Annotated in this window: 17 protein-coding genes and 1 pseudogene; 9 read left to right on the forward strand and 9 right to left on the reverse strand. The window is 60.1% G+C overall.

From position 1 onward, the window contains the following. Positions 1–223: 223 nt before the first annotated feature. The 3 genes from TMS3_RS16005 to TMS3_RS16015 form a co-directional block, all read right to left on the reverse strand. Positions 224–2,170 carry a multicopper oxidase family protein gene (locus tag TMS3_RS16005; protein ID WP_025166294.1) on the reverse strand — a complete coding sequence of 649 codons (1,947 nt, stop codon included), beginning with the start codon at positions 2,168–2,170 and terminating at the stop codon, positions 224–226. A 196-nt stretch (positions 2,171–2,366) separates the two neighbouring features. Beyond that, positions 2,367–3,050: an SCO family protein gene (locus TMS3_RS16010; RefSeq protein WP_025166295.1), complete on the reverse strand. Its 684-nt coding sequence runs from the start codon at positions 3,048–3,050 to the stop codon at positions 2,367–2,369. Positions 3,051–3,073: 23 nt separating this feature from the next. Continuing rightward, positions 3,074–4,720, reverse strand: coding sequence for a multicopper oxidase family protein (locus TMS3_RS16015; protein WP_025166296.1), 1,647 nt, complete (start codon positions 4,718–4,720; stop codon positions 3,074–3,076). 1,081 nt (positions 4,721–5,801) lie between these two features. Between TMS3_RS16015 and TMS3_RS16020 the strand changes: the two genes are divergently transcribed. From TMS3_RS16020 to TMS3_RS16055, 8 genes and pseudogenes are all read left to right on the forward strand, one after another. After that, positions 5,802–8,210: a PAS domain-containing sensor histidine kinase gene (locus TMS3_RS16020; RefSeq protein WP_025166297.1), complete on the forward strand. Its 2,409-nt coding sequence runs from the start codon at positions 5,802–5,804 to the stop codon at positions 8,208–8,210. After that, complete coding sequence (locus TMS3_RS16025) at positions 8,207–8,836, forward strand: response regulator (protein ID WP_025166298.1); 630 nt, start codon at positions 8,207–8,209, stop codon at positions 8,834–8,836. The genes TMS3_RS16020 and TMS3_RS16025 overlap by 4 nt, the downstream gene beginning before the upstream one ends. Positions 8,837–8,986: 150 nt before the next feature. Beyond that, positions 8,987–10,099: an ABC transporter ATP-binding protein gene (locus tag TMS3_RS16030; protein WP_025166299.1), complete on the forward strand. Its 1,113-nt coding sequence runs from the start codon at positions 8,987–8,989 to the stop codon at positions 10,097–10,099. A 43-nt stretch (positions 10,100–10,142) separates the two neighbouring features. Beyond that, on the forward strand, positions 10,143–11,177 hold the full coding sequence (locus TMS3_RS16035) for an ABC transporter substrate-binding protein (protein ID WP_025166300.1): 1,035 nt from the start codon (positions 10,143–10,145) through the stop codon (positions 11,175–11,177). Positions 11,178–11,246: 69 nt separating this feature from the next. Further along, positions 11,247–12,494 carry an ABC transporter permease gene (locus tag TMS3_RS16040; protein ID WP_025166301.1) on the forward strand — a complete coding sequence of 416 codons (1,248 nt, stop codon included), beginning with the start codon at positions 11,247–11,249 and terminating at the stop codon, positions 12,492–12,494. A 12-nt stretch (positions 12,495–12,506) separates the two neighbouring features. Beyond that, complete coding sequence (locus TMS3_RS16045) at positions 12,507–13,334, forward strand: ABC transporter permease (protein ID WP_025166302.1); 828 nt, start codon at positions 12,507–12,509, stop codon at positions 13,332–13,334. A gap of 29 nt (positions 13,335–13,363) precedes the next feature. After that, the gene (gene gabD, locus TMS3_RS16050) at positions 13,364–14,821 is read left to right on the forward strand and encodes an NADP-dependent succinate-semialdehyde dehydrogenase (RefSeq protein ID WP_025166303.1); all 1,458 of its coding nucleotides are present in this window, start codon (positions 13,364–13,366) and stop codon (positions 14,819–14,821) included. A gap of 132 nt (positions 14,822–14,953) precedes the next feature. Further along, a pseudogene (locus TMS3_RS16055) lies at positions 14,954–15,849 on the forward strand (aminotransferase class III-fold pyridoxal phosphate-dependent enzyme). A 230-nt stretch (positions 15,850–16,079) separates the two neighbouring features. On the opposite strand, the gene TMS3_RS25350 reads toward TMS3_RS16055, so the two are convergent. The 5 genes from TMS3_RS25350 to TMS3_RS16075 all read right to left on the reverse strand — a co-directional run bounded on the left by TMS3_RS25350 (position 16,080) and on the right by TMS3_RS16075 (position 21,904). After that, the gene (locus TMS3_RS25350) at positions 16,080–16,256 is read right to left on the reverse strand and encodes a hypothetical protein (RefSeq protein ID WP_160321037.1); all 177 of its coding nucleotides are present in this window, start codon (positions 16,254–16,256) and stop codon (positions 16,080–16,082) included. Between the two features lie 580 nt (positions 16,257–16,836). Next, positions 16,837–17,766: a CobW family GTP-binding protein gene (locus tag TMS3_RS16060; RefSeq protein ID WP_235576646.1), complete on the reverse strand. Its 930-nt coding sequence runs from the start codon at positions 17,764–17,766 to the stop codon at positions 16,837–16,839. Between the two features lie 98 nt (positions 17,767–17,864). Continuing rightward, complete coding sequence (locus tag TMS3_RS16065) at positions 17,865–19,601, reverse strand: amidohydrolase (RefSeq protein ID WP_025166305.1); 1,737 nt, start codon at positions 19,599–19,601, stop codon at positions 17,865–17,867. Positions 19,602–19,671: 70 nt separating this feature from the next. Then, a complete protein-coding gene (locus tag TMS3_RS16070) occupies positions 19,672–21,063 on the reverse strand; it encodes a YjiH family protein (protein ID WP_025166306.1) in 1,392 nt (463 codons plus the stop codon). 100 nt (positions 21,064–21,163) lie between these two features. Beyond that, the gene (locus tag TMS3_RS16075; RefSeq protein WP_029866417.1) at positions 21,164–21,904 is read right to left on the reverse strand and encodes a class II aldolase/adducin family protein; all 741 of its coding nucleotides are present in this window, start codon (positions 21,902–21,904) and stop codon (positions 21,164–21,166) included. A gap of 182 nt (positions 21,905–22,086) precedes the next feature. Between TMS3_RS16075 and TMS3_RS16080 the strand changes: the two genes are divergently transcribed. Further along, a complete protein-coding gene (locus TMS3_RS16080; RefSeq protein ID WP_025166308.1) occupies positions 22,087–23,016 on the forward strand; it encodes a LysR substrate-binding domain-containing protein in 930 nt (309 codons plus the stop codon). A gap of 244 nt (positions 23,017–23,260) precedes the next feature. On the opposite strand, the gene TMS3_RS16085 is transcribed toward TMS3_RS16080, so the two are convergent. Continuing rightward, positions 23,261–24,877 (reverse strand): 5-guanidino-2-oxopentanoate decarboxylase, encoded by a 1,617-nt coding sequence (locus TMS3_RS16085; RefSeq protein WP_025166309.1) that lies wholly within the window; start codon positions 24,875–24,877, stop codon positions 23,261–23,263. Positions 24,878–25,149 lie beyond the last annotated feature (272 nt).

The raw sequence follows: 25,149 nt of genomic DNA on the forward strand, positions 1-25,149 counted from the left end.
AGCCATAGCCGGTAGTTTCTATTTTTCTAACGCCATGGTTGTCGAGCTGCCCGAGTATACACAAGGATTTTGCCTCATGGCGCAGGTGCTTCGGCAGAATCAACAAGTTGAGTGAACTGCCAAGATCTGCCCGCGACCAAGCCGCTAGCCTCGGCATGGGCTAGCGCACAATTTAGTACGCAAGACAGCTTATGAATGAAGCGATTGATTCGGGCCGCGCGCCTCAGCTGCCGCTGTCGCTGCTGTCATCTTCGATGTCCCAGCGCACCATCATCGCGTGGTCCTCGTGGATCAGGTTGTGACAGTGAATGATGTATTTGCCGGTAAAGTCGCGAAAGCGCAGCAGTACCTTCATGCTGGTGTTCGGCCCAAGATTGAAGACATCCTTGCGCCCTTGCTCATGCAGCGGTATCGGCACAATCCGATCATCGATGCGCTTCTCGATGATCCGCCCCTCCTCGAAGTGGATATGGATCGGGTGCGCCCAGCCACCGGAATCGTTGATCAGTTCCCAGACCTCGACTGCATCACGCTCGATCTTCTCCACCGGGCGTAGCGGGTCGAAGAACTTGCCATTCACCGCCCACATGCCGTTGCGTCGATCGAACTCCCAGCGCCGTTCCTTGGCATCTTTAATCTCTTGTGGATCGAGCGGGCGCAGCTCGCGCAACAGGCTGGGCACTTGGCTGAGATCCTGCTCTGGCGGGTAACGATCGACGATGATCTTCAATAGCCGTACGCCGGGTTTTTCTACCTTGTCGGGCAGGCGGGTCTTGTCCTGAGTCAGTCGATTGACCAGATAAAGTTCCGTGCCAATCGGATAGCGGGAAAAGTCCACAACGATGTCGGCGCGCTCGGCCACCGCCAACCGGACCGAAAATTGCTCATATAACGGCGCAGGCAGCAGGTTGCCGTCGTTGGCGATATAGCTGAACGACTGCTCCTTGTTATCGCCAGTGATCAGATAGAAGGCGTAGAAACGGCTCGGCCCGCCATTGAGCAGACGCAAGCGGTACTTGCGAGCTGCCACGCGCAAGACCGGCTCGATATAGCCGTTGACCACTACCTTGTCGCCGAGCACCCCGTCGGGGTCGATCTGATCCCAAATCAGCAAGCCGTTGCGGTCGAACAGGCGGTCGGCGAATTCCAGCGGATAGTCATAGGGATAACTGGGCAAACGCAGTGCGCTAGGACTCGGGTCGCGCTCGTTGTCCGAGTCGATGTGATCGAAGAGCAGATAGAAGCCCGACAGGCCGCGAACCAGATTCGGCGCGGTGAAGTCCAGGGTGTGGTCGTGGTAGAACAGCGTGCCCATGGCCTCACGCGGGTCGCCGATACCGTTCTGCAGCTCGTCGTAACCGGCGTATATATTGGCGTAAAAATTGTCCTTGAACTCGCCTGGCGAAGCCAGCGTCGGCCCGGCTTTGTTGGCACTGTAATAGTCACCCGGAAAGCCGTCACTCTCCGAGGCGGAGTGCGCATTGTGCAGGTGGATCGATATCTCCGGCGTGCCGAAGCCCACATGGTCCGGCGGCAGGCGGTTATGCATGCGCACGATGGTCGGCTGGCCATAGTAGGCGAAGATGACCGGTCCCGGGATGGTCGCCACTGGCCCGTTACCTGCAAAACCCCATACGCGCTGCGGCGGATAAGCGGGATTGAAAACCCAGGCGGGATTTTCCTTGGCGCTCAACTCGTAATGAGCCGGAGAGTACTGCCGCGGCCTCACGTACAGCTCGTTCCAGCGTTGATGCAGGTCACGTCCGGCCTCACCGGCGGCAGTATTGGCGACCTCCATGGGGGGCGGGTCGAGCACCACGGGTTGCAGCTGACCGACCGCTACGGGCAGTTCAATCTGCCAGGGAATAGTCGGCGGGCTGGATGACTGAGCATTAGGTGCGTCATCGTCCTCGTCATCTTCGTCGTCACCTCTGCGCCGACGACTCTTGGCGCTACTGTCGAATGCACTCAATAACAGGGGGGCAGCCAACGCCGCACCGGTCAGTTTGAGGAAGCTACGCCGAGCTGCGCCCTGGATCGGGTCGCCCGCACTGATGGCCTGAATACTCTTATCGCAGGTCTGGGTAGGCTCAGCGGCTGATATAGACGCTACCCCCTGCTTGCTGGCTGGCAGTTCTTTCCGTGTGTCTATCAAGGTTCGGGATTTCATGGGGCTGACTCTCCCACCTTAAAACTGTTAATCCTCCCTGCTAGTAGCTTGACCGACCGTGGGCCCTATGACATTCGTTCAGCCGAACTTCCTGTTGTCATGCACCAGCGACCTTGCGACCGCTGAGCAATTCGCTCCTGTTTTCCAGGCTGGCTCAGGGTATAGACAGCGCCCTGAGCCAGCTCATGGTCTACCACTAACCGAGACCGCTAGCAGCGGCCACAGGCCGATACGCGGTGTGCACCATGGTGGAATCGACATGGTTGATGGTGGCTAATATCCGCTCAGGCTCGGCCAGCGCCGGCGCCATGGTCCAGCGCTCGCTGCGGTCGTTACCAATGCGCAACATGCCGGTATGAGTACCGAGGTTTCTATCGACTTCAGGTTCGGGATCGTAGAAACCCAGGCCATAGCGCAGGCGCTTGATATCGGCCTCCGTGCCGGTGAGGAACTGCCAGCCAGGCTGGACACGATGCATTTCGGCGTAGGCCTTGAGGACTTCAGGCGTATCCATCAACGGTTGCAGGCTGATCGAGTACATGAAAATGTCACGTCCCATGCGCTCACCCAGCAGTTTTTGCACCTTGATCAGGTTGGCGGTCATGGTCGGGCAGATGTCACCACACTGCACGAACATGAAGTTGATGACGGCTATCTTGCCGCGCACCAGGTCGTCGTAGAAGCGAACTCGCTTGCCCTCGTGACTGTCGAGCCAAACATTGGGGAAGTAACTGTTCTGTGCGCCATCCACGCTGGCATCGGCCATATCGATAGCGGCCGATTCGAATGCCTCATGCGCCTGCAGCGAGGTACGACCCCACAACAATCCGCCCAGCGCCGCTGTGCCTATTCCGGCCAGGAGCTTTCTTCGAGTGTTCATAGAAATACCTCCAGTCTCAGCGACTAGTCATCGTCTTTGATGTCCCAGCGCAGCATCATTGCGTGGTCTTCATGGATCAGGTTATGGCAGTGCATCACGTACTTGCCGACGTAATCGCGGAAGCGTATGAATACGCGGATGGTTGACATCCCTCGAAGCACATAAACGTCCTTGCGGCCACGCTCATGTAATGGCACCGGCACAGCAACGCCATCCTTGGTCATGCTGAGGATGTGTCCCTCCTCGAAGTGAATATGAATCGGGTGACTCCAACCGTTATCGATATTCACCAGTTCCCAGACCTCAGCGCCACCCTTGGGGATCACCGCCCGCGCACTGTTGGGGTTGAAGAACTGGTTGTTGATCGCCCACATGCCGTTCTTGCGTTCGAACACCCAACGGCGCACAGGCGCGGCGGCGATCTCCGCAAGATCAAGCGGCGGCTGTTCGCGCAACACATCCGGTACCTGGCTCATGTCCTGCTCAGGTGGATAGCGGTCGACAATGAACTTCATGACCCGAGTAGCCCCTCCTAAGTCATCGGGCATGCGACTCTTGGTCTGTATCAGACGATTGACCAGATACAGTTCGGTACCGATTGGATATTGGGAAAAGTCGATGACGATGTCGGCGCGCTCGGCCACGGCGATGCGCACGCTAACCTGGTTCCTCAGCGGTGCAGGCAACAGGTTGCCGTCATTGCCGATGTAGGTGAAGGTTTGCGTAACCCCGTTGGCCTTCTGCAGAGAGAACTCGTAGAACCGACTGGGGCCAATGTCGAGCAAACGGAAGCGGTACTTGCGCGCCGCCACCTTGAGCACCGGTTCGATCTTGCCGTTGACCGCGATCTTGTCACCGAGGGTGCCATCCGGTTCGACCTGATCGTAGATCAGACGGCCATTGGCATCGAAGCGCCGGTCGCCGAAGCTCAGCGGGTAATCGTAGGGGTGGCTCGGTAGGCGCAAGGCGCTAGGGCTAGGGTCGCGCTCATCGCCCGAGTCGATATGGTCATACAGCAGGTAAAAACCGGCCATGCCGAGGTACAGATTAGGCGAGGTGAAATCGAAGGTGTGGTCGTGGTACCAGAGGGTGGCCAGAGCTTCACGGTGGTCACCAATGCCGTTCTGCATCTGGTCATAGCCGGCATAGATATTCGGGTAGAAGTGATCCTTCCACAGTCCCGGCCCAGCCAACGTTGGTCCGGCCTTGAGCGGGCTGTAATAGTCGCCGGGGAAGCCATCACTTTCCGAGCCGGTGTGCGCATTGTGTAAATGCATCGAGATTTCCGGCGAGCCGAAGCCGACATGATTCTGCGGCAGGAGATTTCTGAAGCGTACGATCACCGGCTTGCCATACCGGGTCATTATGGTCGGCCCCGGTGTTGTCGCCGCGCCTGCACCTATGGCAAAACCCCAGATACGCTGCGGCGGATAGGCCGGATTGAACACCCAGGCAGGATTTTCCTTGGCGCTCAGCTCGTAGTGCTCCGGCGGATATTGCCGTGGCGTAGCGTACAGTTCATCCCAGCGCTGGTGCAGATCGCGCCCACACTCGCCTCCAGCAGGGTTCGGCACGCCGGTGGGCGCAGGATTGAGAGTCACCGGTTGCAACGGTGTGATGGCCTCAGGCAGAAACTGCACCCAAGGCGTGGTCGGCGGGCTGGGGGGCAAAACTGCCGGGCCAGGCTCTGGCTCCGGTTCCGGCTCTGGATCCGGGCGACGCCGGCGCCTGGCACTGCTGTCCGGTGAAGCGAAAAGCAACGGTGCTGCCATAGCAGCGGCGGTGAACTTGAGGAAGGAGCGCCGTCCCTCACTCCCACTCAGCGACTCAGTATCGCTTGGTCGAGGCTCCCACCCCCCCGCCCCGATGGTGACTTGCCAGGTGCCTGGCTCAAGCTTGTCCACGCCTGTCAAAAATTTTGACTTCATGACCCTACCCTCCCAACGCTTTTCTCACGCGACCATGCCTCAGGTATGGCCAAGGAAAAATCTGTTCCGCACGTGGCGAAATAAAACCGGGTGGCGCTCATGCCAATAAATAACGGGCATGCGCGTCTGCGCTGAATCGCTTCTGCTCGTCAGTGCTCTGTTGTCTGCTGGGAGAGGGGGTCAAGCTAGTGGCAACACTGCGGCATTATGCCGGGGCTACCACTCAGAGGAAGGCGGCCCACGCAGGTGGGCCGAAAACACTATATCGAACAAAGACTCCATTACGACTCGAATGAGTCTGGCCCTATCCATGACGCACTCCCGTTGTGTTGGTGCGGGCACTTACTGCCCTGCCCGCCCTGCGTAAAAACATCCAAATTCGTCCCTCTCCCACGGTTAACTAAAGGATCGACCCCTTACATTGTCAAGGAATTGTCAGGACCAATATCAAGTCGACACCATGATATTTATCACTTTGTTTTTTATAGTTTTATTTTTATAGAATGGCATTTGGCCGTCACTCCTAAAACCTGAAGCCAGTGCAATTCCCAGGCATGAACGCTGCTGGCGGTCTGAAGCCCACGACGCTCGCTGCCACCGACGGGCACTGTAACGACTCAAAAAAAAACCTCTGCCGCCACAGGCCAGAGCACGGACAAGCGAACGCCCTGCCAGACAAGCCCATGCCCTACAGATCGCCATAGCCGGCGTTATGCGTGATGATAAAAGCTGCTGAAGGTGAGCAACCCTCAGGCTGAACTACATACCCTATGTGAATAACACTGGGGATTTCTCTCCAGGCTTACTCAGGACCGTCTGCAGAATGCATCGTCTGTTACCGCGCATCGCGCTTGCGCTATTGGCGTGCCTAGGTCTGGCCTGGGCCGAAGGCGCGCCGCTGCTGGTGCATCCTGCGTTCAATCCGCAGCAACAGGCTTGGCTCGAACAGCATCGCGAACTGCGCGTCGGCCTGCTCATGCGCGCGCCCTGGGCTCAGTACGATCTGCGTCAGCAGCGACTCTCCGGCGCCAATATCGAGCTGATGACTCGCCTGCTCCAGGGAATGGGTGTAAAGCCGGTTTGGCTACGCTTCCCCAGCCAGGCCAAGCTTGAAGCTGCGGCGCGCCGCGGCGAGCTGGATCTGGCGCCGGGGTTGCAACAGACCCCCAAGGGCTTACGCCAATGGTTGTACTCCGATCCCTACATGCGCGTGCCGCACCTGATCGTGGGTGAGCAGCGCGGCAACAGCGCAGTCGACCTCGACCGCCTTGATCGCACGGAATCAATCGCGCTACGCACTCCCAGCCCGGCGGCCGACTACCTGAGCAGCACTTATCCCAATCTGCAACTGCAGGCGGTCGGTTCGGAGCGCTCTGCCTTGCAGCGTTTGCTGCGTCAGCAGACCCGCTACGCGGTAGTGGATGAAGCCCGTCTCAGCCTGCTGTTACGTGAGCCGCAGTTTGCTGGGCTGAGCATCGTTGGCGATATTGGCTTACCGCAACTGCTACGCATAGCCAGCCGTCGTGACGAGCCACTGCTGGCGGAGATTGTCGAACTGACCCTGCAAGCCTTACCCGCTCGCGAAGTGGAGCAGTTGCGCGAGCGCTGGATGCCGCTCAAATACCCGCAGGTCAGCGACTCTCTGGCCTTCTGGCGAGGACTGAGCCTATTGCTGCTGATAGCCGGGCTTGGCGCTACCGCGACTACTCTGCACCTGCGTCAGCAACGTCGCGAACTGGAGAGCCAGCTGCTCAACAGCCGCTATGAACTGAGCCAGCGTGAGGTGGCAGAGCAGGCGCTGCACCTGAGCCAGTTCTCCATCGACCACAGCACGGTCGGTATTCTCTGGGTCAACTGGGACAGCCATGTGCGCTACGCCAACCATGCCACCGAAACCATGCTCGGTTATGCGCCCGGGACGCTGGTGGGCCGGCCGTTGCGCGAGCTGGAACCGAGTCTGGACATGGATAGCTGGTTGAACCTGTGGCGCAAGGTGCGCAGCCATGATGAAGGCCCGCAGAGTTTCGAGATCGACTGTCTGTGTGCCGATGGCAGTCGCCTACCGGTGGATGTTTCGCTGAGCTTTCTGCGCTTTCGCGATGCCGAATACCTGGTGGTATTTCTCACCGACGTCACCGAGCGCCGTCGCGCCAGTGCCGCGCTGCAAGAGAGCGAGGCGCGCTTCAAGGGCATCGCCGGCAGCGTGCCCGGGTTGGTGTTCCGCCTGGAACGAACGGTCGCCGAGCAACCGGTGGTATTCGCCTACATTAGCGAAGCCAGTGTAGAGCTTGTCGGCTATCCGGCGGAGGAGTTGCAGCGGGCCGACAGAGGCATTCGTAGCCTGGTTCACCCGGACGATCAGCTCAGCTACCGATTCAGTCAGGACACCGCACTTGCCGGCAACAGCGACTGGTCCTGGCAAGGTCGCATCATCACCCGAGACGGCCGGGTGCGCTGGGCCGACATCAAAGCAACCGCGCGCAGCCTGGGCGAGGGTCGCATGCTGTGGGACGGCATCGTCTGGGACATCACCGAAAACAAGCAGGTAGAGCTGGAGCTGGCCGAGTCGCGCGGGCGCCTGCGTGAGTTGTCCGCGCATCTGGAGAGCGTGCGCGAGGAAGAGAAGGCGCGCATCGCCCGTGAGGTGCACGACGAACTGGGCCAGGTACTCACCGTGCTCAAACTGGAGACAGCCATGTGCGAGCTGGCCTTCGCCAACCAGGTGGCGGGACTGGACGAGCGCCTGGAAAGCATGAAGCGCCTGATCGCCCAACTGTTCCAGCTGGTACGCGATGTGGCCACCGCCCTGCGTCCACCGATCCTCGATGCCGGTATTGCCTCGGCGATCGAGTGGCAAGTACGCCGCTTCGAAGCGCGCACGCAGATCCCCTGCCTGGTCGAGGTGCCCGATAACCTGCCTAAAATGTCCGATGCCAAGGCCATCGGCCTGTTTCGCATTCTTCAGGAGGCCTTGACCAACGTCATGCGCCACGCTGATGCGCACAGCGTGCAGGTGCATCTGAGCCTGGAAGACGACGAGCTGTGCCTGCACGTCAGCGATGATGGCAAGGGCTTCATAACCGGGCCCCGTAAGATTGGGCAATCCTTCGGCCTGGTCGGCATGCAGGAACGGGTACTGATGCTCGGCGGCAGTTTGCAGATTGACAGCCTGCCCGGCGAAGGGACTACGCTGTGCGTGCGAGTGGCCCTGAGCGAAGAGGAAATGGCGTGATCCGAGTATTGGTGGCAGAAGACCACACCATAGTACGTGAAGGCATCAAACAGCTGATCGGTATGGCCCAGGACCTTGAGGTGGTGGGTGAAGCGAGCAATGGCGAGCAGCTGCTCGAGTGCCTGCGGCGGACCCCCTGTGATGTGGTGTTGCTGGACATCTCCATGCCCGGCGTCAGCGGGCTGGAGGCCATTCCGCGGATTCGCGCCCTGGCCAATGCGCCGGCCATCCTGGTGCTGTCCATGCATGATGAGGCGCAGATGGCTGCCCGTGCGCTCAAGGTGGGCGCCGCCGGGTATGCCACCAAAGACAGTGAACCCGCCTTGTTGATTACCGCCATTCGCAAGGTGGCTGGCGGCGGACGCTACATCGATCCAGCGCTGGCAGACCGCATGGTCTTCGAAGTCGGCCTGACCGACTCGCGCCCACCGCACGCGCAGTTGTCCGAGCGCGAATTTTCGGTATTCGAGCGCCTGGTGCGTGGCGAGGGCGTCAACGATATCGCCACGCACCTGGCCGTCAGTAACAAGACCATCAGCACCCACAAGGCCCGCCTGATGCAGAAACTGGGCTTGCATTCGGTGGCCGACCTGGTGCGTTACGCAATGGAGCACAAACTGGTCTGAGCCGGCAGCCGCCTTGCCGATTGTAGGGCAATCCCTACAGCAAGTTCTCCGATGGCCTGATAACGACTTGTCATCCCGCCCGATTTCCGCCGCCTTGCATCGGCCCTAGTCTGTGCCCAACAGCGTGCAGACAACAACAAGGGTGCGGCGATGACCGAGTCTCAGGCAAACGATGTGCTGGTGAGCTTTCGTGGCGTACAGAAGAGCTACGATGGCGAAAACCTGATCGTCAAAGATCTCAATCTGGATATCCGCAAAGGTGAGTTCCTCACCCTGCTCGGCCCTTCGGGGTCGGGCAAGACCACCAGCCTGATGATGCTGGCCGGTTTCGAAACGCCGACCGCCGGTGACATCCTGCTCGGCGGCCGCTCGCTCAACCGGCTACCACCGCACAAGCGCGACATCGGCATGGTGTTTCAGAACTATGCCCTGTTCCCGCACATGACAGTGGCCGAGAACCTGGCCTTCCCCTTGTCGGTGCGCGGCATGTCCCGCACCGACAGCAAGGAGCGGGTCAAGCGCGCGCTGTCCATGGTGCAACTGGACGACTTCCGCAATCGCTATCCCGGCCAGCTATCCGGTGGCCAGCAACAGCGCGTGGCCTTGGCCCGAGCGCTGGTGTTCGAGCCGCAGTTGGTACTGATGGATGAACCCTTGGGCGCCCTGGACAAGCAGCTGCGTGAACACATGCAGATGGAGATCAAGCACCTGCACCAGCGCCTGGGCGTGACCGTGGTCTACGTGACCCACGACCAGGGCGAGGCGCTGACCATGTCCGACCGCGTCGCGGTGTTCCATGAGGGCCAGATCCAGCAGATCGCCGACCCGCGTAGCCTCTATGAAGAACCGCATAACACCTTCGTCGCCAACTTCATCGGCGAGAACAACCGCCTCAACGGTCGACTGGTCAGCCAGGATGGCGATCGCTGCGTAGTCAGCCTGGAGCGCGGCGAACAGGTCGAGGCGCTGGCGGTCAATGTCGGCCAGCAAGGTGCGCCGGTCACCCTGTCGATTCGCCCTGAGCGCGTGCGCTTGAACGGTTCCAGCGAAACCTGTCGCAACCGCTTTTCTGGACGCGTAGCGGAGTTCATTTACCTCGGCGACCACGTCCGGGTGCGCCTGGAAGTCTGTGGCAAGAGCGACTTTTTCGTTAAACAACCGATTGCCGAACTCGACTCTGCCCTGGCAGTGGGCGATGTCGTACCCATCGGTTGGCAGATCGAGCACGTTCGCGCGCTCGATCCGTTGTTAGAGGGGCACTGATCCTTACGCGCTTTACCAACCCAGCACAGTGGAGAAAACAACAATGACCAAGATTCTCTCTTTCACCGCCCTCGCGTTGGCCGTGGCCTGCACGGCGCCGGCGATGGCCGCCGACTTGACGGTGATTGCCTTCGGTGGCGCCAACAAGCAGGCGCAGATCAAGGCCTTCTATCAGCCCTGGGAAAAGAGCTCGGGCGACAAAATCATCTCAGGCGATTACAACGGCGAGATGGCCAAGGTGAAAGCCATGGTCGACACCAACAGCGTGTCGTGGAACCTGGTGGAGGTGGAGTCGCCGGAGCTGTCGCGCGGCTGTGACGAAGGCATGTTCGAGGAGCTCGATCCGGCCCAATTCGGCAATGCCGAAGACTTTATCCCCGGCGCGATTCAGCCCTGCGGCATCGGTTTCTTCGTCTGGTCCACGGTACTGGCCTACAACGCCGACAAACTCAGCTCCGCGCCGAACGGCTGGGCCGACTTCTGGGATACGCAGAAATTCCCGGGTAAGCGCGGCCTGCGCAAGGGCGCCAAATACACCCTGGAATTCGCCCTGATGGCCGATGGCGTTGCGCCGAAGGATGTCTATGGCGTGCTGGCCACCAAGGAAGGCCAGGACCGCGCGTTCGCCAAGCTCGACCAGATCAAGCCGAGCATTCAATGGTGGGAAGCCGGCGCCCAGCCACCGCAGTTCCTCGCCTCCGGCGACGTGGTGATGAGTTCGGCCTACAACGGCCGTATCGCCGCGGTACAGGACGAAAGCAACCTGAAGGTGGTGTGGAACGGCGGCATCTATGACTTCGATAGCTGGGCCATCCCAAAGGGTGCCAAGGACCTGGACGCCGCCCAAAAATTTGCCGCCTTCAGCGTGCAGCCCGAGCAGCAGAAAGTCTACTCGTCGAACATCGCCTACGGCCCGGCCAACAAGCAGGCGATCAAGCTGCTCGACCCCAAACTGCTGAAAGACATGCCGACCACGCCGGAAAACATCGCCAATCAGGTGGCCATCGATGTGACCTTCTGGGCTGATTACGGCGAGCAGCTGGAGCAGCGCTTCAACTCCTGGGCCGCGCGCAACTAAGCAAGGTCCCGGTTGAGCCCCTCTGCCCGTGGCGCAGAGGGGCGTTCCCCCTGAATTTCGGAGTTCGCTATGGCCATTGCAGTGCCCCTGACCGAGGTCGCCGGCCCCTCCCTGAAGAGCCGTCTGGCGCGTGCCGAACGGTTCAACCGCCTTAAAGCTCAGGCGCTGATTGCGCCGCTGCTGCTGTTTCTGGTGCTGGTGTTTCTGGTGCCGATTGCCGCACTGCTCTACAAGAGCGTGAACAACCCCGAGGTGGTAGAAAGCATGCCGCGCACCGTCGAGGCTATCGCCGACTGGGATGGCAAGGCGCTGCCCGCTGAGCCGGTATACCGGGCGATCAGCCTTGACCTGGCCGAGGCACGCAAGAACAAGACCATTGGTGACCTGTCCAAACGCATGAACATGGAGCAGGCCGGCTATCGCAGCCTGATGATGAAAACCGCGCGCGCCTTGCCATTCAAGAGCGAGCCCGCGTCCTATAAAGACGCGCTGGAGAACCTGGATGAACGCTGGGGCGATCCGGCCTATTGGCAGGTGGTCCGGCGTAATACCAGTAGCATCAGCCCCTATTATCTGTTGGCGGCCCTGGATCATCGCATCGACGATCTCGGTGAACTGGCCCCCGCCTCGCCTGACCAGGCGATCTACCTGGAAATCTTTGCCCGCACCTTCTGGATGGGCTTGGTGATCACGGCTATTTGCCTGCTGCTGGCCTATCCCTTGGCCTATCTTTTGGCCAACCTGCCAACCCGGCAGAGCAACCTGCTGATGATTCTGGTGCTGTTGCCGTTCTGGACCTCCATTCTGGTGCGTGTGGCCGCCTGGATCGTGCTGCTGCAATCCTCCGGCTTGATCAATGGCGCGTTGCTCAGCATGGGCATCATCGATAAGCCCCTGCAGTTGGTGTTCAACCGCGCCGGGGTCTACATCTCCATGGTGCATATCATGTTGCCGTTCATGATCCTGCCGATCTACAGCGTGATGAAAGGTATCTCGCCGACCTATATGCGCGCCGCGATCTCGCTCGGTTGTCATCCGTTCGCCAGCTTCTGGCGGGTGTATTTCCCACAGACCCTGGCCGGCGTCAGCGCGGGATGCTTGCTGGTGTTCATCCTGTCCATCGGTTACTACATCACCCCGGCGTTACTCGGCAGCCCGAGCGACCAGATGGTCAGCTACTTCGTGGCCTTCTACACCAACGTCAGCATCAACTGGGGCATGGCCACGGCACTCGGCGGTCTACTGCTGCTCGCTACCCTGCTGCTCTATGTGGTGTACAGCTGGCTGGTAGGCGCAAGTCGCCTGCGCTTGAGTTGAGGAGAGAGTGAGATGCTAAGCCCCTATATGTCGCCCATCGAACGCGTCTGGTATTACGCACTGCGCATCCTCTGCGGCCTGGTGCTGCTGTTTCTGATCCTGCCGGTGCTGGTGATCATTCCGCTGTCGTTCAATACCAGCAGCTTCCTGGTCTACCCACTGCAAGGCTTTTCCCTGCAATGGTATGAGGACTTCTTCGGTTCTGCGGGATGGATGCGCGCGCTGAAAAACAGCCTGATCATCGCCCCGGCGGCCACGGTGATTGCCATGGTGCTGGGCACCCTGGCAGCGATTGGCTTGACTCGTGGCGACTTCCGCGGCAAAGCCCTGGTGATGAGCCTGTTGATTTCGCCCATGGTAGTGCCCGTGGTGATTGTCGGCGTGGCCAGCTACCTGTTCCTGGCGCCGCTGGGCATGGGCAACAGCTATGTGTCGTTGATCCTGGTGCATGCGGTACTCGGTGTGCCCTTCGTGATCATCACCGTGTCGGCGACCCTGCAGGGCTTCAACTACAACCTGGTGCGCGCCGCCGCCAGTCTCGGTGCGTCACCGCTCACCGCATTCCGCCGGGTAACCCTGCCGCTGATCGCCCCGGGGATGATTTCCGGCGCGCTGTTCGCCTTCGCCACCTCGTTCGACGAAGTGGTGGTGGCCCTGTTCCTCGCCGGCCCGGAACAAGTCACCCTGCCACGGCAGATGTTCGCCGGTATCCGCGAAAACCTCAGCCCGACCATTGCCGCGGCAGCCACCTTGCTGATCGGCTTCTCCATCCTGCTGCTGTTGACCCTGGAATGGCTGCGTGGCCGCAGTGAAAAACTGCGTACCCAGCAACCTGCTTGAACCACCCAGAACAAGAGACTGTCATGACCCTGCAATTGCAAGACTCCGGCCTGCTGCGGCAACAGGCCTATGTAAACGGTGAGTGGTGCGAGGCCGACAGCGGTGAGCGCACTGTGATTCTCAATCCAGCGACAGGGGAGCCGCTGGGCAGCGTGCCAAACATGGGCCGGGCCGAGACCCGCCGCGCCATTGAGGCAGCCCAAACCGCGCAACCGGCCTGGCGCGCACTGACCGCCAAGGAACGGGCCAACCGCCTGCGTAACTGGTTCGAGCTGATCCTGGCGAACCAGGAGGATCTGGCCCGCATCATGACCGCCGAACAGGGCAAGCCGCTAGCTGAAGCCCGCGGTGAGATTGCCTATGCCGCATCGTTCATCGAGTGGTTTGCCGAAGAAGGCAAGCGTGCCTACGGCGACGTGATACCGGCTCACGCCGGCGACAAACGCATCCTGGTGCAGAAGGAGCCGGTGGGCGTCACGGCAGCCATCACCCCGTGGAATTTCCCCAGCGCGATGATCACCCGCAAGGCCGGTCCGGCGCTGGCGGCGGGCTGCGCCATGGTGCTCAAGCCGGCACCGCAGACTCCCTTCTCAGCCCTGGCGCTGGTCGCCTTGGCCGAGCGTGCCGGCCTGCCCGCCGGCCTGCTCAGCGTAGTCACCGCCGACGTGGTTGCTTCGCGCGAAGTCGGCGCCGAATTGTGCGAGAACCCCATCGTGCGCAAGCTGTCGTTCACCGGCTCGACTGGCGTGGGCATCAAGCTGATGGAACAGTGCGCACCGACCCTGAAGAAGCTATCCCTGGAGCTGGGCGGCAACGCGCCCTTCATCGTCTTTGACGACGCCGACCTGGATGCGGCGGTCGAGGGCGCGATGATCTCCAAGTACCGCAATAACGGCCAGACCTGCGTCTGCGCCAATCGCCTGTATGTGCAGGACAGCGTGTACGACGCCTTCGCCGAGAAGCTGGCCGTCGCAGTGGCCAAACTTCAGGTCGGCAACGGCATGGACGCAGGCGTGACCACCGGGCCGCTGATCGACAGCAACGCTGTGGCCAAGGTCCAGCGCCACCTGGACGACGCACTGAGCAAGGGCGCCAAGCTGATTGCTGGCGGTAAACCGCATGCCCTGGGCGGCACTTTCTTCGAACCGACCATCCTGCTAGATGTGCCCAAGCACGCGGCGGTGGCCAAAGAAGAGACCTTCGGCCCGCTGGCGCCGCTGTTCCGTTTCAGCGATGAGGCGGACGTGATCCGTCAGGCCAACGACACCGAATTCGGCCTGGCCGCCTACTTCTATGCCCGCGACCTGGGCCGGGTATTCCGCGTGGCCGAAGCCCTGGAGTACGGCATGGTCGGCATCAACACCGGGGTGATTTCCACCGAGGTGGCGCCGTTCGGCGGCATGAAGGCCTCGGGCCTGGGCCGCGAAGGCTCCAAGTACGGGCTGGATGAGTATCTGGAGATCAAGTACCTCTGCCTGGGCCTGTAGAGCACAGCGCATAACCGGTAGGAGCCAGCTTGCTGGCGATCCAGCGACACATTGGACACTATCGCCAGCAAGCTGGCTCCTACCCCCGTCAGATTCACCGACCCGCCTATTGCGCGGCGAACGAGGAGCACCATGAGCAAGACCAACGAATCCCTGATGCAACGCCGCAACGCCGCCGTTGCGCGCGGTGTGGGCCAGATCCATCCGATCTTCGCCGACCGGGCGGAAAACGCCACGGTCACCGACGTCGAAGGCCGTGAGTTCATCGACTTCGCCGGTGGCATCGCGGTGCTCAACACCNNGGCCGCACCATGATGACCCTGGGCTTGACCGGCAAGGTCGTGCCTTATTCGGCCGGCATGGGCCTGATGCCCGGCGGTATCTTCCGCGCCCAGTACCCCTGTGCCCTACACGGCGTCAGCACGGATGACGCGATGGCCAGCATCGAGCGGATCTTCAAGAACGACGCTGAACCGAAAGACATCGCCGCGNNCGGCACCTTCTTCGCCATGGAGCAGATGGGCGTGGCCGCCGACCTGACCACCTTCGCCAAGTCCATCGCCGGCGGCTTCCCGCTAGCCGGGGTGTGCGGCAAGGCCGAGTACATGGATGCGATCGCTCCGGGTGGCCTGGGCGGCACCTATGCCGGCAGCCCGATTGCCTGCGCCGCGGCGCTGGCGGTGATGGAGGTGTTCGAGGAAGAACAGCTGCTGGAGCACTGCAAGGCGGTTGGCGAGCGTCTGGTCACTGGCCTCAAGGCCATCCAGGCCAAACACAAGGCCATCGGCGACGTGCGCGCCCTGGGCGCGATGATCGCGGTCGAGTTGTTCGAAGGCGGCGACCTGCACAAGCCCAACGCGGCACTGGTCGGCCAGGTCGTCGCCAAGGCGCGCGACAAGGGTCTGATCCTGCTGTCCTGCGGCACCTACGGCAACGTGTTGCGCGTACTGGTACCGATCACCGCCGAAGAAGCATTGTTGGACAAGGGCCTGGCGATCATCGCCGAGTGCTTCGACGAACTCGCCTGAGGCACAGCAAACGCCATAAAGGCAGCAGGTATGTTCAGCCCTTCCCTGCTGCTTTATGGCGTTCAGCTTGGCCCAAGAGCAGTTACTGCTCGGCAGCCTTGATATGCGCTGCTTGAGGAGGCCTGGGGCGGTACTCCACAACCCAGCCAACACCTCGACATCACCCCTGTTCCGATCGTCGACACCCTCCCTTTTTCTCCCATGCGTAGCGCCCTGCCGTGCTGTGCGGCTCATGCCAGCTTGGCTTTAGCAAAACTGGGCAGCCCCTGCAGTTGAGCGTCAATCTGCTTGATGGTGTAAGCCCCGATCGGGATGGCCGAAGTCGCCGCCGTGGAGGTGCCATCGGGCACCATAGCGGCCTTCCCTGGTTTGAGCTGCCTGCCTTCATGATTGAGCTGACCAGGCATGACGAGCTGACCAGCCTACAGCGCATCGTGGATAGCCCCTAACTCTTCCCTAGGCCACGCCAGGGCAAACACTTTTCCAGCGTGGTCATGTTGATGGGCTTACGTCGAATGGGGCGCGAATATCTGGCCATGCACGAACTCCTCCGCACGTCCCGCGACTGGGCGCAATACACAACCCCTGCTCTGCAGAGAGCATCATTCGAAGTGATATTAAACTCGTGTGAATACCTTCGTCCCCGGCAGCTCAACGTTAGGCCGAGATGCAACAGGTGCCGACCAATCTGGCTGTAATGTTCAGGTACTCGACCGCCGCGAATCAGGAGTCTCCAAACATTTCGAATTGGAATTCTTCAATCGGCCCTATTTGATAATCGGTTTACCGCGAGCAGTAGGTCGGAGCGCTCCTTCACGGCCAACGGCCCTGTGATGCGCTGGAAGAAGTGGTTCATGGCCATAGTGCATCCACTCACCATGGGCACTTAATACTGCGTCACCCCACCGGCGCTAAAGCGTGAGCACCCGCCCAAACTCAAGCAGCACATATCGACCGTTCCAATGACTTAGCGCCGGAGACATCTACCTATGCGATGCACTGCTCAAATGCTGTCTGGAAAGCCGCCGCATCGATAGCTCCGCGTTTGCCGATGACAATCACTTGGCTAAATGGCGCAGTACCCTGCCATTTCTCGGCTGGGTTGATCTCACATCTATTACCCACCAGATGCATGATGCAGCGCTGCCCCGGCACCTCGGCGATGTTGCAAACCCCTTTGGCGCGGTAGATATCGGTGGGTAGCGCTGCCAATGTCTGACGTAGGGCTTTGAGTGAGAGAGGCTGATCGCTGCTCCAGCACCAGGTGTCGAAGATCGCACCATGGTCGCGGGCGGGCGTTATGCCGAGCGAGTGTGAGGGGACTCGAGATTCAGCCGGCTTTAGTTTGCCGTCCGAATTGAAGCGTCCCACCCCGAGCACCAGCTCCAGCGGCACTTCGCAGTGCCGGGCTTCCAGCAGCCGTGCCTTAGGGTAAAGCCAGCGTGCCCGCAGGGCGTCGACCTGCTCGCGGCGAACTTGATCAATCTTATTCAGGACGATGATGTCAGCTGCATCCAACTGCTCCATTGCCAGTTGCGCCATCACGCCTTCAAGATTTTCAAATTGTGCCGCGTCGACCACCGTGAGGATGCTGTCGATGCTCAAGACGTCGCGGAACTGCGGGTAACGCAGGGTATTGGCGATTTTTACCGGATTGGAGACACCACTGGCCTCGATGACGATGTATTCGGGGCGGTTTTCCCGATTGTCGAGCATGCGGCCGAGCTGCTCGATCAAGTCACTTTCGACAGTGCAGCAAATGCAGCCGTTGGCCAGACTGATGGTGGTCTGGGTTTGGCTGACGATCAGCTGGCTGTCGATGTTGATAGCGCCGAAATCGTTGACCATCACCGCCATGCGCAGGCCATGATCGCTGCTGAGAATGCGGTTCAGCAGGGTGGTCTTGCCCGCGCCCAAAAAGCCAGAAACTATCGTCACCGGGATGCTATTGCGTCTGTTCATAGAATCTCCTACTACTTGGCAATGGGCAGGGGCCTAGCCCCCCACCGGTTGAATCAGAAGTTCGGCAACTCGCCCTGCCAGATCGCGGCGTAATCGGTGCCATCGAACTCGCCCAGACGGTCCCAGGTCACTTCGCCTTCGAGCAAGGTCAGTTGCACCTGGGTGTTGTGGATATTGCCCTTGGCCGCGATGTCGAACAGGTTGCGGTCGAGCACGATCAGGTCCGCTGACTTGCCGACTGTGATGGAGCCAGCTTGCCCCTCAATACCCATGCACCAAGCGCCGTTGATGGTCATCACGCTGATGGCCTGCTCCAGAGAGATCGGCTTGCCGTAGAAGCTGCCTTCTTCCTCAGCAAACGGGTTCTGGCGGGTGATCATGGCTTCGAAGCCAATCCAGGGATTGAGGCTGGACACCGGCCAATCGGTGCCCATTACCGCGACACCACCGGCTTCGAGCACGCCCTTGAAGTTGTAGGCGCGCTGCATGCGTTCCTCGCCAAACACGGCGCGCGCATTGGCAAAGGAGGAAGGGAACCAGCCTACCGGAGAGAACTCGGCGGTAACCTGCAGCTCAGCGAAGCGCGGCAAGTTGGCGTCCAGCAGAGTCGTGCTGTGCGCGCATTGGTGACGCACGCCGCTGTCGCCGTTGCGCCGCCGTGCCTCAGCCACTGCATCGAGGAACAGATCGGAAGCGCCGTCGCCGGTGCAATGGGCAATTACGCGGACGCCCTTACGGTCCATGTCCACCACCATATCGGTGATGTGCTCGGGGGTCAGATTGAGGTGGCCGCGCCAGCTGCTTTCGCCCGGCCAAGCGCTAGACAGGTAGGAGGAGCGGGATTCGTGGGTGCCGTCGAAATGGAACTTAACCGCGTTGGCGTTGAGTCGGGCACTGCGGTAGAAGTGGCGTTCGCCAGCCAGCAACTCCCAGCGGCGCTTGACCGGGAAGATGTCATCCTGCCAGCTGATTGCTGCCTCCACCCGCACGGACAATTCGCCGGCCTGATCGATGGATTTAAGCGCGTTAAGCCGGTGTTCGCAGACATGCACGTACTTGGTGCCCACCACACCATGGCCGCTCTGGAATTGCACACCTTCGCGGTAGGCACGCTTGAGCGCATGCTGCGGGGTCGGCGGCATGGTCGCGTGGATCATCGCATAGGCACCATCCACCAATATGCCCGTGGGTTCTGCAGTCACACTGTCGCGCTCAATATAGCCGTGGCGCGGGTCTGTGGTGTCCGTATTGATACCCGCCAGCTCCAGCGCTTTGGAGTTGACCAGCATGCAACCCCATGAGCGGTCGAGAATTGCCACGGGGCGGTCCGGCATAAAGCTGTCCAACCACTCGCGATCTGCTACCAGGCCGGCCTGTTTGAAGGTGTAGCGCACGAAGTACTGCCCATATATCCAGCCATCCCCGGGATGACTTTCGGCATAGTCGAGCACGGCCTGCTTGACCTGCTCTGGCGTAGGATCATCCAAACCGATGGCCAAGTCACCGGAATAACCGGGAGCCAAGGCAAGGTCTGGGTGGGTGTGCATATCGTAGAGCCCCGGCATGGCGAAGCGTCCATTGAGATCGACAACTCGCGTGTGTGCACCAATACAGGAGGCAACCTCAGCGGCCCTGCCGACGGCAATGAAACGCCCGCCACGAATGGCTACAGCGTCGGCCCATGGATTGCTCGCATCCACGGTGTAGATGCGGCCATTGGTCAATACCAAGTCGGCGGCGCCGGTATTGCCCGGAATGTTAGAGGAGCTGAAGTCAGCGGGATTACCCATGGCAGAAAACCTGAAGCAGAAGTCTTAAGGAAAAGGCGGGCAGCCTGCCCGCCTTGGCAGAGGCTATTGCTCAGCCGAGCATTAGATGCCCTAGCACGGACAGGACCGGCAGCGAGATAAACACGCGCAAGAAATAGATCAGTACCAGATCGCGAAGTCGCAGGCCGATATCGGCCTTGATCAGGATGATCGCCGCCTCGGTGAAGAAGATGATCTGGGTGACCGCAACGCCCGCCATCACGAAGCGCGTTACTTCGCTCTCGATACTGGCGCCGAGAATCGACGGCATGATGCTGTCGACTATGCCGGCCAGCAGCGCGGGGGCCGCCTTGTCTGCTTCCGGCAATTGCAGCAGTTCAAGATAGGGCACCAGAGGCAGCGACAGTGTCTGGAACAGGCTGGTGAACTCGATCAGGGCCAGGCCGACACAACCGACCAGCATCATCGCCGGGTAGATGGAGATAGCAATGTCGGCGCTGACATGCAGTCCGTGCTTGAGTTGCTCCAGAGGTGAACTGGCGTTATCGGCACGCTCGACGGCGCGACGCAAGCCTAAGGCAAACAGCCCCTCGCCTTCACGACGATCGGTCTTCAACTGCTTGCCTACGGCCGGGTTGTAAGTCTGGGCCTTACCACGCAGCGGCGGCAGCTTGGGGACAATCAACGCGCAGATAACCCCGGTGATAGCGACAGCGATGTACCACTGGATGAACACATGCTCCATGCCGATCAGTTTGAGCAGCAGGTAGGAGTAGGCAATCGATACGATGGAGAAATTGGTAGCGATGGTGCAGGCTTCACGGCTGCTGTAGAAGCCCTGACGATACTGCTGGGTGGTCAGAATGATACCCACGCTGGACGCCGACAACCAAGAAGCCAGGCAGTCCACTGCTGCGCGTCCGGGGAGGCCAAAGAGCTTCTCGAACACCCGGCTCACCAGGCTGCCGATAAACTCCATCAGGCCATAATCGGTCAGCAGTGGTAGCAGGATGGCGGAGAGGAAATAGATTGCCAGCACCACCGGACCGACGTCGTAGAGCATCACCCCACCGGTATTGCGGTGCCAGACCCACTCAGGACCCACCTCGAAGTAGACCATTGCCATCAGCACCGCACCGATGATCCGCACCAGGGTCCAACCGAGCCCCGGGTTGAACATCTGGACGAAGCGGTTTTGGATATTCTTCAGCGGACTGAAGCTGACCAGCAGGGTTATCAGGCTAGGAATGATGGCGACAGCGGCCGTGGCGGTCACCATCATGGGTTTGACGACATCGTTCACATAATCGATAACGAACGCGATCATGATCGTCATACGGCCATCGATGCTTATCGGCGTTAAGAAGAGCAGTACGCCGAGCAGCGTGGGAATGATGAAGCGCAGCAATTGCTGCGTGGTGTATTGACCGAGCACGCTACCTGCTTCGGGTACAGAGGCTTTGGTATTGGGTTGTTCGAGCATTTTCACACCTTTTATTGTATTTGTGATTGGTCAGCCAGCAGAAGCACCCGCAGGCTCGTCAGGGCTGTGCAAGGTTTGTTCTCGCAGTTGCCGCTGCAGGTCAGTTGCGGAAGGAAGGATCGAGGCGGTCCAGCTTGCGCAACTCGGCGTTCCAGACCAGTTCCACGCTCTCGTTGTGGTAATGCTCGTGTTCGAACTGGCGGGCGGTGAACTCGCAATCCTGTGACGACGGGATGACCAGCGGGCGCCCGGTTTTCATTGCTTCCAGCTGAATCTCGCAAGCCTGGTTCAGGTAGTACATGAAGAAGTACGCCTCAGCGACGCTGCGACCGACCGTTAGCAGGCCGTGGTTGCGCAGGATCGCGCACTGCCTGTCGCCCAATGCGGCGACAATACGTGCGCGCACTTCCAGATCCAGGGGAATGCCTTCGTAGTCGTAATAGGCCACCCGCTCATAAAAGGCCATGTTGGTCTGATTCAGCGGCAGCAAGCCTTCTTCCAGAGCCGCCACTGCCATGCCAGCCAGGGTGTGCGTGTGCATCACGCAGACCGCGTCGTGGCGATGCGTATGGATGGCGCTGTGGATGGTGAAGCCCGCGGGATTTACCTCGGGGGCGCTGTCGTCCAGTTTGTTGCCATTCACATCGATGGCCACTAGGTTGGACGCGCTGATTTCCTCGGGCAGCAAGCCATACTGATTGATCAGAAAAGCCGGTTCATCCATAGGCAGGCGTACCGATATATGGGTGAAGACCTGATCGCTCCAGCCGTTGCGTTCCAGCAGGCGGTAGGCCGCCGCTAGATCGGTGCGTAGCGACTGCTCGGTGGCAGAGTTATTCATTGAGTGTCCTCGCAAACTGGTGTCGACAACCATGGATAGGAGTGAGAACAGCCTTGTGCCAAGAAGCTCAACTCTGTGCGGCTATCCACCGACCTTCCCTTTGCCAAGAGATTAAGACGCTTGTTGTGGAGCGAATATCGACTTATTCTTCAGGCACTCATTCCAAAACGTCATGAACTCTGATGCGCCGCCAGCTCCCTAGCATGATCTCCCTGAGTTGCTTCGCCGCCTTCGCTCGACATATGAGCGTCACCAAGGCTGCAGAGGAGCTGAACCTGACGCAGAGCGCCGTGAGTCGGCAAATCAAGAATCTGGAGGACATGCTCGGCTGCGCATTGGTCGAGCGGGTCAAACAACGGCTGCTGCTGACCGACACCGGCCGTGAATATGTGCAGGAGATCAGCCTGCTGCTGGACCAGATGGAAGCCGCCACCCATCGAGTGCGCAGCAGCCATACGGGTCACCTGCGGGTGGGGGCGGAGCCGTCCTTCACTACCCGCTGGCTGCTACCGAAACTCAGGGAGTACGTGCGACTACATCCCGATATCGACCTCGAGATCATGAATGACCTGCGACGCCTGTATGACAGCCATGAAGGCTACGACGTTGGGATTCTCTACGGGGACGGCAACTGGCCAGAGTTTGAGTCCCGTTTCCTGATGCACAGCGAAATGCTGGCAGTGTGCACGCCAGAGTTACTGGAACGTCACGGCCCAATCGTCAAGCGGCGCGACATCCTGCGCTACCCCCTGCTGCACCATGCCGCCCACTCGTCGCTAATGAGGTCATCCACCCAACTGTGGCTGGATAAGGCTGGGCTTTCGCCAAAGGAAATCGAGGCATTGCCCGGTCAACGCCTGGAACACTTCCAGTTCGTCCTGGATGCCGCCCTCCACGGCCTGGGCGTGACCGTGCTACCGCACTTTTTCGTGGCCAAGGATGTGGCCGAGGGACGCCTGGTGGTCGCCTGCCAGGAGCCACTGATCTGCGGTGGGTACTACGTAGTGATGCCCAGACACAGCCGCGATCCGAAGATCAATCGCTTTGCCGACTGGCTGTTGCAATGGCGTGATGGGCAGGAAAATTCATCCGCTGCACCGCTCTACAAGTAACACGGCCACGCCGCAACGGCTGGCACATGTAGTCCCCCCGGCCACCGACCTTTGGTCGCCATGCTGATATCCGGGCCGAACACCTTCAACACTGCTCCTCTAGCGTCTTGCTGGTCGCAGGTACATCGACTCGGGATGTCGACAATCTGTATCCCTCCCTTTCATCCCGCTCGATAGCTCGTATTTCACCACATCCAGATGGCACGCGAGCGTGACCTGCAACGGCGTCAGCAGCACCCGCGACTTACTTGCCTGACAAGAACGTCGCGCTCTCCTGCACTTCAATCAGGGTAGGTCGGTCGGCCTGCACGGCGCTCAGCAACAACTCTCGTAAATGCACAAAACTCTCTGCGCGCGCGGCATGGCAGCCAAAGCCCTTAGCCAGCGCGAGGAAATCTGGTGTGTAGATATCGACACCGATGGTGGGAATATCGCGGTCTTCCATATAACGCTTGATTTCGCCATAGCCGCTGTTGTTCCACAACAACACGATGATTGGCGCCTGGGCTTCAACGGCTGACGCCAGTTCTGGCAAGGTGAACTGGATACCGCCATCGCCGATCAGCGCTACCACCGGTCGCTCCGGTGCGGCCAGCTTGGCGCCAATGGCAGCCGGCAGGCCGTAACCCAGGGTGCCGTAGCCAGTAGATGAGTTGAACCACGTGCGCGGCTGGGTCGCTTCGTATAGGAAATTGCCTGAGTACACTGGCTGGGTGGAGTCCCCCGCGATAATCAGTTCCGGCAAGGTTTGTTGAAGGACCTGCAACACCCGCTGCTGGCCACGCCAGGCATCCGGTATCAGTTCTTCTAGCTGGCTTCGCACCTGCCCGGCACGCTGTGCACCTGGGCTGCCTGGATTGAAACCACCCCTGGCACCCAGTGCTACCAGCAATGCCTGCATGGCCATGCGCGCGTCGCTGAGAATCGCGACATCGGCTGGGAAGTTACGGTTTAGCTGCTCTGCGTCGATATCGATCCTGATCAACTGGCTTTCGATCCTGAAGTTGCCGTCGAACACCCCGTCGTAATCGGTCTCACCCAACTCAGTACCGATAGCCAGCACCACATCAGACTGCAGTACTAACTCACGAACCGGTACCAGCGACTGATTCGAACCCAATGCCAATGGATGCCCCTTTGGCAGCACACCCTTGGCATTGATCGTGTACGCGGTTGGCGCATCCAGTGCCTCAACAAGGCGTATCGCCTCGGCGCTGGCGTTTGCCGTGCCACCACCGAGCAATACCAAGGGTCGTTGCGCCGCCTTGAGCATTTGCACCGCCTGCAGAATTGCCTCGGGGCACGGCGCCGGCCGGCTGGGCAATGCACCCAGCTTGCGCTTGACGTGATCCGCAGGCGCAGTAATCACATTGATCGGAATCTCGATGTGCACCGGACGCGGGCGGGCACTGTTGAACACCGCGAAAGCACGTGAAAGCACAACCGGCAGCTCATCCGGGCGCATCAGTGTATGGCTGAACGCAGCGACACCCGAAACCAGATTACTTTGCGAAGGCAGTTCATGCAGACGTCCGCCGCCCATCGCCAGTTGCTCGGTATTGTTGACGCTGGAAACCACCAGCATGGGCACTGAGTCGCCGTAAGCCTGACCCATCGCGGTGGCGATATTGGTCATGCCAGGCCCGGTGATGATGAAACACACACCCGGCTTGCCACTAACGCGCGCATAACCATCCGCCATGAAGCCCGCACCCTGTTCATGGCGTGGAGTGATGTGCTTGATCTGAGTAGCTGGCAAACCACGATACAACTCGACCGTATGTACGCCAGGTATACCAAATACGGTATCGACCCCGTATGCCTCCAGAAGCTCTACCAGCAGTTCTCCGCAGGTCAACATTGAGGGTAATACTCCTATAAGACAGTGAATAGGCTTGAGTGCCGCTCTGACATCGAGGTGTCGCAGCGCGCTCCTCGTAGATGTTGTGAATAGTCGAGTCTGGTTAGCGGCGGATCACGGAATGAACCCATCGACACCGGCCACCTACTCGGATGTTTAAATGGCGCCTAGTGCCCCGCACACAGGGTCTCGACAACTGTAGCGATGCGCTGGCAGGTATCTTTCAGCACCCAATCGGCAACCGTAAAGGACAACCGTGCTCAGCTCTACGT

The organism is Pseudomonas taeanensis MS-3 (assembly GCF_000498575.2).
In the GTDB taxonomy this organism is placed as follows: Bacteria; Pseudomonadota; Gammaproteobacteria; order Pseudomonadales; family Pseudomonadaceae; genus Aquipseudomonas; species Aquipseudomonas taeanensis.

Bases quoted from the DNA above. Each gene is read 5' to 3' on its own strand.
- TMS3_RS16020 (WP_025166297.1), top strand. From the start codon at position 5,802: ATGCATCGTCTGTTACCGCGCATCGCGCTTGCGCTATTGGCGTGCCTA.
- TMS3_RS16085 (WP_025166309.1), bottom strand. From the start codon at position 24,877: ATGTTGACCTGCGGAGAACTGCTGGTAGAGCTTCTGGAGGCATACGGG.
- TMS3_RS16010 (WP_025166295.1), bottom strand. From the start codon at position 3,050: ATGAACACTCGAAGAAAGCTCCTGGCCGGAATAGGCACAGCGGCGCTG.
- TMS3_RS16045 (WP_025166302.1), top strand. From the start codon at position 12,507: ATGCTAAGCCCCTATATGTCGCCCATCGAACGCGTCTGGTATTACGCA.
- TMS3_RS16030 (WP_025166299.1), top strand. From the start codon at position 8,987: ATGACCGAGTCTCAGGCAAACGATGTGCTGGTGAGCTTTCGTGGCGTA.
- TMS3_RS16040 (WP_025166301.1), top strand. From the start codon at position 11,247: ATGGCCATTGCAGTGCCCCTGACCGAGGTCGCCGGCCCCTCCCTGAAG.
- TMS3_RS16080 (WP_025166308.1), top strand. From the start codon at position 22,087: ATGCGCCGCCAGCTCCCTAGCATGATCTCCCTGAGTTGCTTCGCCGCC.
- TMS3_RS16065 (WP_025166305.1), bottom strand. From the start codon at position 19,601: ATGGGTAATCCCGCTGACTTCAGCTCCTCTAACATTCCGGGCAATACC.
- TMS3_RS16005 (WP_025166294.1), bottom strand. From the start codon at position 2,170: ATGAAATCCCGAACCTTGATAGACACACGGAAAGAACTGCCAGCCAGC.
- TMS3_RS16035 (WP_025166300.1), top strand. From the start codon at position 10,143: ATGACCAAGATTCTCTCTTTCACCGCCCTCGCGTTGGCCGTGGCCTGC.
- TMS3_RS25350 (WP_160321037.1), bottom strand. From the start codon at position 16,256: ATGCCTGGTCAGCTCAATCATGAAGGCAGGCAGCTCAAACCAGGGAAG.
- TMS3_RS16070 (WP_025166306.1), bottom strand. From the start codon at position 21,063: ATGCTCGAACAACCCAATACCAAAGCCTCTGTACCCGAAGCAGGTAGC.
- TMS3_RS16075 (WP_029866417.1), bottom strand. From the start codon at position 21,904: ATGAATAACTCTGCCACCGAGCAGTCGCTACGCACCGATCTAGCGGCG.